This window comes from Advenella incenata, from assembly GCF_004217095.1.
GTDB lineage: Bacteria > Pseudomonadota > Gammaproteobacteria > Burkholderiales > Burkholderiaceae_B > Advenella > Advenella incenata.
In genome coordinates, this window is record NZ_SHKO01000001.1 from 1,109,843 (window position 1) to 1,123,566 (window position 13,724).

13 protein-coding genes are annotated in these 13,724 nt (G+C 53.1%); 11 read left to right on the forward strand and 2 right to left on the reverse strand.

Features of this window, described 5'->3' with window-relative positions; all coding sequences use genetic code 11:
* Positions 1 to 51 precede the first annotated feature (51 nt).
* Positions 52 to 972 (reverse strand): LysR substrate-binding domain-containing protein, encoded by a 921-nt coding sequence (locus EV681_RS05010; protein ID WP_128395659.1) that lies wholly within the window; start codon positions 970 to 972, stop codon positions 52 to 54.
* Positions 973 to 1,109: 137 nt separating this feature from the next.
* On the opposite strand from EV681_RS05010, the gene EV681_RS05015 reads away from it, so the two are divergent.
* From EV681_RS05015 to EV681_RS05040, 6 genes are all read left to right on the forward strand, one after another.
* A complete protein-coding gene (locus EV681_RS05015) occupies positions 1,110 to 2,318 on the forward strand; it encodes a CaiB/BaiF CoA transferase family protein (RefSeq protein WP_130303439.1) in 1,209 nt (402 codons plus the stop codon).
* 13 nt (positions 2,319 to 2,331) lie between these two features.
* Positions 2,332 to 3,099 carry an enoyl-CoA hydratase/isomerase family protein gene (locus tag EV681_RS05020; RefSeq protein ID WP_130303440.1) on the forward strand — a complete coding sequence of 256 codons (768 nt, stop codon included), beginning with the start codon at positions 2,332 to 2,334 and terminating at the stop codon, positions 3,097 to 3,099.
* A 134-nt stretch (positions 3,100 to 3,233) separates the two neighbouring features.
* On the forward strand, positions 3,234 to 4,199 hold the full coding sequence (locus tag EV681_RS05025; RefSeq protein WP_130303441.1) for a Bug family tripartite tricarboxylate transporter substrate binding protein: 966 nt from the start codon (positions 3,234 to 3,236) through the stop codon (positions 4,197 to 4,199).
* 187 nt (positions 4,200 to 4,386) lie between these two features.
* On the forward strand, positions 4,387 to 5,049 hold the full coding sequence (locus EV681_RS05030) for a GntR family transcriptional regulator (protein ID WP_130303442.1): 663 nt from the start codon (positions 4,387 to 4,389) through the stop codon (positions 5,047 to 5,049).
* 33 nt (positions 5,050 to 5,082) lie between these two features.
* The gene (locus tag EV681_RS05035) at positions 5,083 to 5,964 is read left to right on the forward strand and encodes an isocitrate lyase/PEP mutase family protein (protein ID WP_130303443.1); all 882 of its coding nucleotides are present in this window, start codon (positions 5,083 to 5,085) and stop codon (positions 5,962 to 5,964) included.
* A gap of 27 nt (positions 5,965 to 5,991) precedes the next feature.
* The gene (locus EV681_RS05040; protein WP_128395665.1) at positions 5,992 to 6,951 is read left to right on the forward strand and encodes a Bug family tripartite tricarboxylate transporter substrate binding protein; all 960 of its coding nucleotides are present in this window, start codon (positions 5,992 to 5,994) and stop codon (positions 6,949 to 6,951) included.
* A gap of 100 nt (positions 6,952 to 7,051) precedes the next feature.
* Here the strand turns inward: EV681_RS05040 and EV681_RS05045 are convergent, their stop codons facing one another.
* On the reverse strand, positions 7,052 to 8,017 hold the full coding sequence (locus EV681_RS05045; protein WP_130303444.1) for a Bug family tripartite tricarboxylate transporter substrate binding protein: 966 nt from the start codon (positions 8,015 to 8,017) through the stop codon (positions 7,052 to 7,054).
* 343 nt (positions 8,018 to 8,360) lie between these two features.
* Here EV681_RS05045 and EV681_RS05050 point away from each other — a divergent pair, with 343 nt between their 5' ends.
* From EV681_RS05050 to EV681_RS05070, 5 genes are all read left to right on the forward strand, one after another.
* Positions 8,361 to 8,870: a MaoC family dehydratase gene (locus EV681_RS05050; RefSeq protein WP_128395667.1), complete on the forward strand. Its 510-nt coding sequence runs from the start codon at positions 8,361 to 8,363 to the stop codon at positions 8,868 to 8,870.
* Between the two features lie 80 nt (positions 8,871 to 8,950).
* Complete coding sequence (locus EV681_RS05055; RefSeq protein WP_130303445.1) at positions 8,951 to 9,922, forward strand: Bug family tripartite tricarboxylate transporter substrate binding protein; 972 nt, start codon at positions 8,951 to 8,953, stop codon at positions 9,920 to 9,922.
* Positions 9,923 to 9,932: 10 nt separating this feature from the next.
* The gene (locus tag EV681_RS05060) at positions 9,933 to 11,321 is read left to right on the forward strand and encodes an MmgE/PrpD family protein (RefSeq protein ID WP_130303446.1); all 1,389 of its coding nucleotides are present in this window, start codon (positions 9,933 to 9,935) and stop codon (positions 11,319 to 11,321) included.
* Complete coding sequence (locus EV681_RS05065; protein WP_130303447.1) at positions 11,321 to 12,484, forward strand: acyl-CoA dehydrogenase family protein; 1,164 nt, start codon at positions 11,321 to 11,323, stop codon at positions 12,482 to 12,484. The genes EV681_RS05060 and EV681_RS05065 overlap by 1 nt, the downstream gene beginning before the upstream one ends.
* Positions 12,481 to 13,692 carry a CaiB/BaiF CoA transferase family protein gene (locus EV681_RS05070; RefSeq protein WP_130303448.1) on the forward strand — a complete coding sequence of 404 codons (1,212 nt, stop codon included), beginning with the start codon at positions 12,481 to 12,483 and terminating at the stop codon, positions 13,690 to 13,692. The genes EV681_RS05065 and EV681_RS05070 overlap by 4 nt, the downstream gene beginning before the upstream one ends.
* The last annotated feature ends 32 nt before the right edge of the window (positions 13,693 to 13,724 follow it).

Consider the following 13,724-nt stretch of genomic DNA (forward strand, 5'->3'; position numbering starts at 1 on the left):
CCGGCATGAAGTGAATTTCGGGTTATGGGTTAGGGGTTGCGGCAGGCTGTCTTAGAGCAATCTGGTATGTTTCCAGACGTTTTTTGCGATCAGGCTTGCGGCCGTTTTTTCGCATTCGTCCATGACGCAATCGACGGCATCATTGCGCATGATGTTATTTGTATGGCAAATGAAAATTTCGCGGAAAAATTCAAAATCGAACCGCCGCATAGTGATTGTACCGTCATGGATTTCTTCGTGGGCGGCGGAATATGGAAGAATGGTCGCAGCCAGCCCGTTCTTGACCGCGGGAATCAGGATCGCAGAGGTACTGGCCTCTGCGATCAGCTCATACGGCAGGCGTCGCTCCAGGAAGGCGTGATCGATCCGTGAGCGCAAACGGTTGGGCAAACTGGGCAGAATCAGAGGGACATCCTTGATATCTTCGATATTGACGCGACGTTTTTTAATGCTTGTCTGTGCATGCAACAACAGCAGCAATTCCTCAACCAGAAACGGCTTGAGCACCATGCCTTTGATTTCCTGCTGATCCGGCGTCAGGGCAAAGTCAACCCGTCCCTGGAGAACCTGACGGGTCAGATCGGCGCTGGGCAGATCGACAATCTCCAGAATTACTGACGGGTAGCGCTGCTTGACCTGATGGATCAGGGGCAGCGCCAGCATGCGTGCCGTACTGGAAGCTAACGCAATGGAGACTGTGCCGCTGACTGGGTTATCGTGCCGATGTAATATTGCCTTGGTATTGTCAATCTGACGCACGATGGTTTGGGCATGTTTGTAAAGCAGGGTGCCTTCTTCTGTCGGCTTGACGCCGCGCGTAGATCGCAAAAAAAGAGTGACGCCCAATTCTGCCTCGAGCAGATGTATCTGCTGTGTCAGGGCAGGTTGCGCAATATGCAGCGTGGCCGCTGCCTTGGTCATATTTCCCAATTCAAACACCTTGATGAAATAGCGCATTTGACGTGTGTTCATGGCGGCCTCGTCCTTGCATGCTGATGTCGTGCGTCGATAAGAAAAATAGCAATAAGAAAAAATGATCGTACGATAAATAAACAGTATTTTGATTGGAAAATCTTATTGCATAGAATAGCATGCAAAAGGAGACAATCATGACAAGACCATTAGCCGGTTTGCGCGTCCTGGATTTAACCCGCGCGTTGTCCGGACCGTTTAGCACCATGACTCTGGCCGATCTTGGCGCGGAGGTAATCAAGGTTGAACCCACGCCTAATGGCGATATGATTCGCCAGTGGGGGCCGTTCGACGAGGATATCAGTGTCTATTATCTGAGCGCCAACAGAAATAAGAAGGGCATAGGCGTTGATTTTCGCAAGCCTGAAGGGCTGGCTTTTATTCGGCAGCTTGCTCAGCAGTCGGACATCGTCGTGGAAAACTTCAAAGTGGGCACCATGGCCAGCATGGGTCTGTCATTTGAGTCGCTCAGCAAGGACAAGCCATCTTTGATCATGGCCTCCATTTCAGGATTCGGCAGCACTGGCCCGGCAAAAAACTGGGCCGGCTTTGATCAGATTGCTCAAGGGTACTCTGGCTTCATGAGTCTGACCGGCACACCCGAATCGGGTCCGACACGGGTCGGTACTGCTATCGGCGACCTGACAGCCGGGATGTGGGCGGTGATCGGCGTACTGGCGGCGGTGATCGAGATGAAATCGACCGGACAGGGGCAGCACGTGGAAACGTCACTGTTGGCCAGTCTGCTAAGCCTGCTATCGGTTCAGGGGCAGCGCTATCTGAGCGTGGGAGAGGTGCCGCAACCTTGCGGTAACGTTCATCCGGTGATCGCGCCTTACGGCACCTTTGAAACCAGCGACGGCCCGATCAATCTGGCGCCTGCCACGCAGGATATGTGGGTGCGCCTGTGTTCCGTCCTGAATTTGGATGAACTGGTCGCCGATCCGCGTTTTGTGCGAAATGCAGATCGAATGAAAAATCGCCATGCGCTCAAGGATATTCTTGAGGGCGCGCTCAAACAGCATCCGCGCATGCACTGGACACCGATCATGATTGAGCAGGGCATTCCTGCCGGACCCATCAATACGCTGGAAGATGTTTTCCGCGATGAGCAGGTTCTGGCATGTAATCTGGTTCAGACAGTCGAGCATTCTCGTCTGGGGCAGTTGCGGCAAGTGGCCTTGCCCGTGCATATGAGCAATCACGATAGCAATAGCGTTGTTTCGTCTCCGCCTGTTTTCGGGCAGGATACCCTGCGGGTAGCCGCTGACATGGGGATGAACAGGGACCAGGTCGAGCAATTGATTGCCGACGGCGTTTTGTACCAGGCCGACAGGCAAAATTAAAAAGGTCGTGATCATGACAGAAGACTTGCAAACGCCAACCCTGCACGTCGAGGGTGCGATAGCCACACTGCAACTGAACAAAGCCGAGTATGCCAACCGTTTGTCGCCTGCTGACCTCAAAGCGATCGAACAGCATATTGCAACGGTCAACGATAGCGAAGGCGTTCTGGTGCTGCGTCTGATTGCATCAGGAAAATATTTCTGCAGCGGCTATGACATTTCCTCTCTGGCTAGCGAAGAAGCGCCCAGCTCGCTGTATTTCGGTGAAGTGGTCGATGCCATAGAACAGTGTCGTGCAGTCACTATCGCCTCCATTCAGGGAGGCGTATACGGCGGTGGTACAGATCTGTGCCTGGCCTGTGATTTTCGTCTGGGTACAGACCGTGTCAATATGTTTATGCCGGCTGTGAAATTCGGCCTGCATTTTTACCCAGGCGGCATGCAGCGCTATATTTCGCGTCTGGGTCTGAATAATGCGAAGTATCTGTTTTTGACAGCTGAAAAAGCCGATGCTGCCCGAATGCTGGATATGGGGTTTCTTACCGAGCTGGTGCCGGCAGAGCGCCTGCAGTTGCGTACTGATGAGCTTTCGTCCCATCTTGCTGCCATGGCGCCGCAAGCCCTGCTGGGAATCAAAAAGCACTTGAATTTGATCGCCCGACAGGAAATAAGAACAGAGGAAATTACCCAAGCCGTATTGCGCTCTGAGAGTTCGCAGGATATGAAAGAGGGCGCCGCGGCCTGGAGGGAGCAGCGTTCCCCCGTGTTTACCGGGCGTTAAACGACAATAAAGTAGCGATAAACAAGAAGCACTAACAAGAAGCACTAACAAGAAGCGCTAACAAGAAGCACTAATAAAGTGGCGCTCATAAAGAAGCGATTACAACGAAGGTCAAACCGTATCAGGAGACAAACATGATTGGAAAAAAAGCGATTTGGATTGCGGCAAGCTTACTGGCTCTGAGCACAAACGTCCAGGCGGCAGGATATCCTGACAAGCCGATTTCACTTGTTATCGGATTTCCGCCAGGTGGCGGTGCCGACAACGTAGCGCGAGTCTATGCAGACTATCTGGCCAAAACCCTGAAGCAGCCGGTCATTGTAGAGAACAGGCCAGGTGCAGGCTCCACTATTGCTGCAGCCCATGTAGCAAGGGCCAAGCCTGATGGTTATACAATTTTCATGGGTAATTCAAGTGTCATGGGTAGCGACAACGTGTTGTACAAAGTGGCTTATACACCGGATAGTTTCATCCCGGTCAGTCGGCTTACCACGTCGCCCATGATTCTTATTGCCAGCAAGAAGTCAGGCATAGGTAGTGTTCAGGATCTGCTGGAAAAGTCGCAGAAGGAGCCGGGCAAGCTGACCTTTGCCTCTTCTGGTAACGGTGTCATTACTCATTTGGCAGGCGTTGAATTTCTGAGATTGTCGGGCCGCAACCTGTTGCATGTGCCATTCAAGGGAGGCGCGCCGGCGACCCAGTCGGTGGCTGCCGGGGACACCGACATATCGTTTGCGACGGCGCCATCGGCCAAGGCGATGATCGATACCGGCAAAGTCAAAGGGCTGGCGATTACTTCAAAGACGCCTTCCAGTGTGATCAGCCAATATAAACCCATTGATCAGTCCGGGCTCAAAGGATACGACATCACCAACTGGTGGGGAATTTTCGTTCCGGCTGGCACACCCAGGTCCGTTATTGAAACGCTATTTGCAGCTACCGGCAAAGTCCTGGCTGAGCCGGCTGTTAAAAAGAACTTGACGGCAAACTTTGAAGAGGTCAACCCGTCTGCCAGCCAGGAGGAGTTTGTTCAGTTTGCCCGCACCGAAGGCAAGCTTGGTCTGGATCTGGCCCGGGAGAGTCTGCAAACAAAGAACTGAGCACAAGGCGGGGTCTGTCGCGCAGGCGGGGCCCGCTATCCACCCGCCATTCATTGCAACGCGTCTCTTTGTCATTTTGTATACAAAAATTAATAATTAATAGATTTATAGGAAAAAAAGTCGTATATTTCTCGATAATGTATACAATATTGAAAATCAATCGATTTTTGATATTTGAGGAATATCCATGTCTTCCACCGAAATTGCCTATCAGGGCGTGCGCCTGGACATCCTGAACCAGGTCTACGGACCCGGTGAACGAATCAAGGAAGTTGCCGTTGCCCGCAAGTACGGCGTCAGTCGTACACCCCTGCGACAGGCATTTGGACGCCTGATTTCTGAAGGATGGCTGGAAAATATACCTAATCAGGGTGTCCGCGTGGCCAAATGGTCTTTGGCCGATCTGGAACACATTTTTGATATTCGGGTGAGACTGGAGCCATACCTGACGCGTTGTGCAGTTGACAGGCTCGATACGACCCAACTGCTGGCTCTCCAAGGGTATGCGGATGATTTCGCCCGTTATTCCAATACGGCGGGCGAGGTGGCGATTCAAAAGCGCACCCAGGCCAATCACCTATTTCATAACACGCTCTTGATGGCGTCCGGTAATCCGCGCGCAGTTGCCATTCTGAACAATCTGGTGGAGTTGCCGCTGGTGATCTGGACATTTCGCCAGTTCACGCCGCAGCAGACCAACAGAAGCAACGATCATCATTACGAAATCGTGCAGGCCGCAGGCGCCAGGGATGGATGCTGGGCCGAAAGCGTAATGCTCAACCATATCCTGGCAGCAAAAAATGCCGTGAAATCACGACTGGCATCGCAGGTTGAATCGGCAGGGCGCTGACAATCACAACTTTGGTTAACAAAAGGAGTATCCATGCAGAACAAGGCAGTCTCACTCAAAACATTGCTCAATCAAAAAGAGCTAGTGGTCTCACCCGGTATTTTCGATCTGGTGTCCCTGAAAATAGCCGATCAGTTCAAATTCCCATGCCTGTATATGACCGGGTACGGAACGGTCGCCTCTTATCTGGGACTGCCCGATGCCGGTCTTGCAACCTATTCGGACATGGTCAACCGGGTGCAGGCGTTTTGTTCAGCGACAACAACACCGATTATCTGCGATGGCGATACCGGATATGGAGGGCTGCTCAATGTGGCGCATACCGTCGAGGGTTATATCCGGGCTGGTGCCGCCGGTATCCAGTTGGAAGATCAGCAATTCCCCAAGAAATGCGGTCATACCAAAGGGCGTCGAGTGATTGGCGCAAGTGAAATGGCGGCAAAAATCCAGGTCGCTGTTGACACGCGAGGCACTCGGAGTGAATTTCTGATCATTGCAAGAACCGATGCGCGTACCTCGCTGGGTTTGGATGAAGCGCTGCGTCGTGCAGAGTGTTATCTGAACGCCGGCGCTGACGTGCTGTTTGTAGAATCGCCTGAGTCGCGCGATGAACTGGAAGCAATTGGCCGCCGATTTGATGTGCCGCTGGTGGCCAATATTGTGGAAGGCGGAAAAACCCCACAGCCAACGGCACAGGAGCTGGAGCAGATGGGTTTTTCGCTGGCCATTCACCCTGGGCTTGGCTTTCTGGCAATGGGGCGGGCGCTGCAGGCCGCTTACGGGCATTTGAACAAGACTGGTGATTCGCTGGGGTATACAGAGCTGGCTGACTTTGAAGCATTCAGCAAGCTGATGGGGTTCCAGAAGGTATGGGACTTTGATGACAAATATAGAGAGCTCGATAGCGCACAATAATTCATCCGAAAAGGAGAAGGAGACAACATGAAATTATTAATGAAGACAGCCCTGGTATGCGCGCTGGCCGCGCCAGCGGCCGCAATTGCCCAGGATGTAGACAAATGGCCAGAAAAACCCGTTGTACTGATGGTGCCGTATTCTCCCGGAGGCGGCACCGATATTCTGGCCCGGATGATCGGCGCCAAGCTGTCTGAAATATGGAAGCAGACCGTGGTTGTGGAAAACAAGGCCGGCGCCAACGGTATTATCGGATCGGCCGAAATCAAGCGTGCCCGGCCTGATGGATACAAAATCATGCTGGTCGTGGGATCGCATATTATCAATAAAATTCTGACCAAAAACGTGCCCTATGACCCACAGACAGATTTTACGCCTATCACCCGGTTTGCGGTATCGCCGTCTATCCTGGCAGTAAAGCGTGACGGGAAATTCGCAGATCTGCCCGGTTTTATCGAAGCGGGAAAGAAACAGGATGTGAGCATTGGCTATTCGGAAGGGCAGACCCAGTTGACCGGAGAGCTGATCCGTCAGGCAACAGCGGTAAAGGCAGTGCCGGTACCGTATAAGGGAGGATCGCCGTTGATGGTGGATATTGTGGGTGGTCACGTGGATTCTGGCGTAACCAGCGTGCTGACGGTGCTGCCCTATGTCAAATCAGGGCAACTTAAAGTCATCGCAGTAGCCGCAGACAAACCTCTGGATGTCTTTCCGGATGCCGTGACATTTGCTCAAACCGGTCACTCCGAAGTTGAGTCGTTAAGTTGGTATGGTTTTTTTGGCCCGAAAAATATGCCAGCTGCCATTGTTTCGAAAATCAACGATAGTTTGCTGACCGCAACACAGGATCCAAAGATCGCAGCGCAGCTCAAGGCGCAGGGCGCAACGGTGACGCTGGACAAGCCGGCCGCGTTCAGACAGTTTCTGGAAAATGAAAAGCATAAATGGCAGCAGGTTGCCAACAAGGGCGGCATCACGGCCCGCTAGGCGCGCTGGCTATCATACGTCGCTATGCTTCTTGTAACGTGAACGATCAGTGCCAGAAGGCGCGGCCGCGTCAATCGGCCGCGCCAGGCCCGCTCTCTGTTCAGCCCCCGGCTTTCATGCCGATGCTTTTGGCCAGTTGGTCCAACTGGGCGTACTCGCTGAGCAATTCTTTATTGAATTGTTCAACCGGGTTGGCGACCGGCTCGGCCACCTGCGCTTGCAGAGCCTGCTTCACTGACTGGGCAAAGACCGCCTTGCGTACTTCCTGCTGCATAGCCTGTACGATCGGTTTCGGTGTCTTGGCCGGGGCAAATAAACTATAAGTGACGTACATTGAAAAATGATTCATGCCCTGGTCTTTGAGCGTTTTGACGCCAGGCAGGGAATCATCTGCCTTGTCGCCGGTCAGTGCAATGGGCACAACCTTTCCCGATGAAATATAGGCATGCGCCGCCAGGATGCTGCCGACCCCCAGGGTGGTGGTGCCGGCTGCGACATCGGTCATCAGCGGGGCGCCGCCGCTATAGGGTACGTTGATCATATCCAGCTCCAGTTCCTTGACGAATCTGGCGCCTACCCGTTTTGTGAAATTTTCAGAACTGCCGTAAGCATATTTTCCAGGCGCTTTCTTAACGAGTTTTATCAGTTCGTCCAGTGTAGTCACGCCCAGGCTTTTGGGAACCACCAGCACCAGCGGCGATTTGGCAATCATTGTCACGCCGGTTAGATCCTTGAAGGTGTCATACGGCATCGTTTTGTGAAACAGGGGATTGACAATATGGGTATTGACTACGAGCGCGTAGGTATGCCCATCGGGTTTGGCCCGCACGACCGCAGAGGTGCCAATAATGCCGTCTGCCCCCGCCTTGTTTTCGATAATGACATTTGTATTCAACTGTTTGGCCAACTGGTTCGATAGCCTGCGGGCAATGGTATCGGTACCGCCTCCAGGATTATATGGAACCACAATTGTGATTGGCTTGCCGCTAAAGTCGTATGCTTGGGCAGTGACTGCAAAGGGAAAAAGCCAGAGCGAAGCCAACAACCTGTAATGCAATTTATTCATGTCTGTCTCCGGATGGGATTATTGTTTTAGAGGAATGGAAAGTGCCAGTGATTGGCTGACTATATCGTCTGTCAATTTCATTAAATATGGTTTGATATATTGTCCGTATAAATGGTGACATTAATCGATTGTTCTGTCAATTTCCGCAAGAGCGGGTGCGTTTTAAAATTGATGCATCATCTTCTTCGGGGCTTTCTATTGCGGACTTACAGCTCTACTGTCGGTGGAGATTCCCGTTATTTCGGGTCATTAGGTCGTCGTTACGGACAAAAATATTGACACAAAATAAAAATGATCTTATGATTATTTCATATTGTACGGACAAACATATAAAGAAGATAATATGCTCACGCCTGAACAGATCGCACCCAATCGCTTTCGCGCCCGTTACGGACGCTATCTGGAAGAATTCACGCTTGGCGATATATACGAACACCGGCCCGGGCGAACGCTGACGGATGCCGACAATATCCAGTTTTCTCTGCTCACCATGAATTATCACCCCATGCATTGCGATGAGGCATTTGCCAAAAAAAGTGAATTTGGCAAGCTGCTGGTCAGTAGCGGATTGACACTGGCCATTGTGCTGGGCATGTCGGTAAATGATGTCAGCGGGCAGGCCATCGCCAATCTGGGCTGGAAAGATATTCAATTGACCAATCCGGTTTTTGCCGGCGATACGTTGTATGCAGAGTCTGAAGTGCTGCAGGTCAGGGAATCTAAGTCCAGACCGCATCAGGGTATCGTGACGGTCCGGACAAAGGCCTTTAATCAGCGCGATGAACAGATCATGGTATTTGAACGCAGCTTTCTGGTCGGTCGCAAACCGCAATCAGAAACGGTTGCCGGCTGATATCAGCGGCAGTATTGGCGCAAACCACGGCCAGACAAACAACAAACACAGCGGCCAGCCATACCACTTAAAGGATAGAGATGAGACAAAAATTGATTGGGGGCGTCTTGGCGCTGTCCCTGGCAGTATTGCATGCCACCCCGGCGCTGGCCGCCTACCCGGAAAAACCGATACGGATTATTGTCGGTTTTCCTGCAGGGCAGGCAACGGACATTGTGGCCAGGCTGGCAGCAAAGGCGCTGGAGACATCGCTCAAGCAGTCTGTCTATGTTGAAAACAAGCCAGGTGCATCGGGCATTATCGGCACTATGGACGTGGTGCGTGCGCCACCTGATGGCTATACGTTGCTGGTGGGGTCCAGCGGTACGTTGTCAATCAATCCCAGTCTGTATACCAAGCTGGCCTACGATCCGTTGCGGGACATTGAGCCGATTACCGAGCTGTCGGAAGTGCCATTGTTTCTTGCGGTGAACGGGAAACTGCCTGTAAAAACGGCCAGCGAATTCATCAGCTACGTGAAGGCCAATCCGGGAAAGCTCAATTACGGGTCTGCCGGCAGTGGTGTGACCAGTCATCTGGCCATGGAACTGCTTAAGCACAATCAGGATATGGATATTCGCCACGTGCCATATAAGGGCAGCCCGCCCGCTGTGGCCGATCTGATTGGCGGGCATGTTCAGGCAATGGTTGATACGGGGCCAGCATTGCTACCGGTCGCACGGCGTGGTGATATCCGTATTCTGGCAACCCTTAACGACAGACGCAATGCTGCCGTGCCGGAGGTGCCAACAGCCAAAGAGGCTGGCATTGGCGATCTGAAAACGCCGGCATGGGTTGGGCTGGGCGCGCCCAAAGGCACTCCGCCTGAAATTATCAATACGCTGTACAAGGCGCTCGAAGGCCATTGGAAGTCGCCGGAAAATATCAAAGTGCTCAATGGGCTGGGTTCCGAGGCGGTGCTCAAGGATCCCGAAGCCTTTCGTCAGTACATTTCAGACGAAATAAAGAAATGGAAAGTCGCCGTGGACCTGTCCGGTGCACAAGTAAACTGAAGAGGAAGCTATGACTACGATTTCACAGATAATTAGCAACAAGAGCAAAGCATTCAATTATGATGGCATCCCACAGCAAGTGCGCGAACGGGCACGGCACCTGATTCTGGATGCTTTCGGCATTGCATTTGCCTCTACCCGTTTTGATTTTTCCAGACACACGCTTGACGGGTTGCAAATGCTGAGCGAAGGGACGACTGGCGACGTTCCGGTTGTTGGCATGGATGCGCGTCTGCCCGTGCGGGATGCGGCTGTCATGAACGGTCTGTTGATTCATGGGCTGGATTACGATGATACACACCCGAGCGGGATCATTCACGCCACCGCGTCGGTTATCACGGCAGTAACTGCGCTGGGCTACAAACAGGATACGTCCGGGCAGGATCTGCTTACCGCCTATGTGCTGGGTATCGAAGTGGCCACAAGATTGGGAGCCGCAGCGCATGGTGAGTTTCACCAGGTCGGGTTTCACCCTACGGGCCTGATCGGGGCCTTTGGTTGCACCGCGGCTGCAGGCTGGCTACTTGGCCTGACCGAAGCGCAGTTGACGCATGCGCAGGGCATCACCTTGTCTTTTGCAGCCGGCAGCATGGAATTTCTGCAGGACGGGGCCTGGACCAAGCGAATTCACCCCGGATGGGCAGCGCAATGCGCCATTACGGCAGCTACGTTGGCAAAAAACGGATTTGTCGGACCCAGAGAAACTTATGAAGGACGATTCGGCTTGTTTGCCAGTCATTTGGGCAAGCAATTTCAATTGGATGGCCTGCAAGAGAGCATCAATACCATCGGTACCGTATGGGAATTGATGAATGTGGCCATCAAGCCAATTCCTGCGTGTCATTTTACCCATGCCAGTGTTGATGCCGCCGCGGTATTGCATAAAGACCTGGCGCTGGAGGAGATTGCCCGGATTGTGGCAAAGGTGCCTGCCGGGGTTATGAAAACGGTGTGCGAACCGGTTGAAAACAAGAAAAAGCCGGCCAATGCCTACGAGGCGCAATTTAGTATTCCATATTCTGTGGCAACAGGCTTGCGCTACGGCCGTTTTGGTCTGGACGCACTTGAAGAGGCCGCGTACACCGACGCAACCACACTTGCCATCGCCGAGAAAGTCGAAAGTCAGGCAGATCCCGATGCCGATTTCCCCAAATATTACTCCGGCGAAGTCATCGTGGAGTTGCAGGACGGGCGTCGACTGTCGCATCGTGAACATATCAATCGCGGTGCAGATACGCGACCTATTACCAACGAAGAAATCGTCGTCAAATTCCGCGAGAATGCGGCGACTGTGCTACAGGCTGACGCAATCGACCAGGTTGAGTCATTGATTCGGAATATTGAAAAACATAACGCCCGTGAAGTGATGAACGGCATGAGCAAGGGAGCGCAGAAGTAATGCATACAGCCAACGCATACGATACCGAGCAGGAGCAGTTGATTCTGGACATGCTGGACCGCTTCCTGGCGGTAGAGGTTCAACCGCATGTCCACAAGCTGGAACATGATGATATCTATCCCGAAGAGATTGTTGAAAAAATGAAAGAGATGGGGCTATTTGGCTGCCTGATTTCTCCGGAATATGGCGGACTTGGTTTGTCCACCGTGACCTACGCCAAAATTATTGAGCGCATGTCTGCGGTCTGGATGTCCATTTCAGGCATCATTAATTCACACGTCATCATGGCAATGACCGTACAGCGTAACGGCACCGAGGAGCAGAAACGGGAGTTTCTGCCGCGCTTTGCCACCGGGGAGCTGCGTGGTGGCGTGGGGCTGACCGAACCGGACTGCGGTACGGACCTGCAAGCGATCAGAACGGTGGCGCGCAGACAGGGCGACAAGTATGTTGTGAACGGCGCCAAGATGTGGATCACCAATAGTATGTATGGCAACTGCCTGGCACTCCTGGTCAAGACCGATACGCAGGCGAACCCACGACACCGCGGCATGAGCCTGCTTATTGCAGAAAAAGGCAAGGGGTTTATTGTCAGCAAAAAGCTGGAAAAGCTTGGCTATAAGGGTATTGATACCTGCGCGCTCAATTTTGATGACTACGAAGTAGATGCTTCGCGTCTTATTGGCGGCGTCGAAGGCAAGGGATTGCAGCAGATTCTCAATGGCCTGGAGCTGGGCCGGATCAATGTGGCGGCACGTGGCCTGGGCGTGGCGCAGGCCGCGCTCTCAGAAGCATTGGCCTACTCGCAAACGCGCAAAACGTTTGGCAAGCCGATCTGTGAACATCAGGCAATACAACTGAAATTGGGAGAAATGGCCACTCGCACGGAGGCATCCCGCCTGCTGGTCTATTCAGCCGCTGCCGCGTATGACAAAGGTGAACGGTGCGACGCCGAGGCTGGTATGGCCAAATTTTTTGCGACCGAAGCCGGCATGGAGAATGCGCTCGAGGCGATGCGTATCTTTGGCGGCTATGGGTATTCCAAGGAGTATAACGTCGAACGACTGTATCGCGATGCTCCCTTGCTGCTTATCGGCGAGGGCACCAACGAGATGCAGCGCATCATTATCGCCAAACAAATGATCGAAAGGAATCGGGTATGAGCGGCAGTACAGAAAACAGCCAGGCAGCGGGACTGCCGCTGGCCGGCGTACGCATTATTGCGGTCGAGCAATACGGCGCAGGCCCGTTTGGCACCCAGCACCTGGCCGATCTTGGCGCGGAAATCATCAAGATTGAGAACCGGGCCGATGGTGGCGATGTCGGCAGGCATGTGGGGCCTTACTATTTTGACGAGAATGACAGCCACTTTTACCAGGCGTTCAATCGCAACAAGCGTAGTATGACGTTGAACCTGAAATCGGAACAGGGTATGCAAATCCTGCATCGACTGGTCAGCAATGCCGCAGCGGTATTCAACAATCTGCGTGGTGATTTGCCCGAGAAGCTGCGGCTGACCTACGAGGACCTCAAACATCTGAATCCGCAGATTGTCTGCGGTCATCTGTCCGCTTATGGGCGGCAGGGTTCCAGAAAATCCTGGCCGGGCTACGATTATCTGATGCAGGCCGAAGCCGGTTATCTGTCCCTGACAGGAGAACCACAAGGACCACCAAGTCGCATGGGTTTGTCCATTATCGACCTGATGACGGGCACCACGGCGGCAATGGGCTTGCTGGCCGGAATCCTGGGTGCACGTGCAACCGGTATCGGTCGCGATATTGATGTCAGCCTGTATGATGTAGCCATCCATAATCTGGCTTACGTGGGCACCTGGTACCTCAATGAAGGTTTCTCGCTCAAGCGCGAACAGTTCTCAAGCCATCCTTCGCTCACACCCAGCCAGCTCTACAAGACGGCCGACGGCTGGATCTTCCTGATGTGCAATAAAGAGAAATTCTGGGGCGTACTCTGCCGAGCCATTGAGCAGCCTGAGTGGATCGCCGCCGACCGATACAAGGACTTCAAAAGCCGGCTGGCCAATCGCGATCTGTTGAAACAGGAACTTGAAAGCGTGCTGGCGCACCATACGACCCAGGACTGGATGACCCGATTTGCCGGCAAGGTACCAGCGGCGCCCGTTTACGATGTGGCACAGGCGCTGGACAATGATTTTATTCATGAACAGGAACGTATTCTGGAGCTGGCGCATCCGAGCGCGAAAGTGCGGGCGATTGCCTCGCCAGTGCGGGCCGGTCCGCATCCTGTGCAGGCTGCGCCCGCGATGGGGCAGGATAATCAGGCACTGCTGACTGAGTTGGGTTATAGCGATGCACAGATTCAGTCTTTCCTGGAAAGCGCAGTGATTTAGCAAAGTTGCCAATGCCAGCTCACTATAATAGA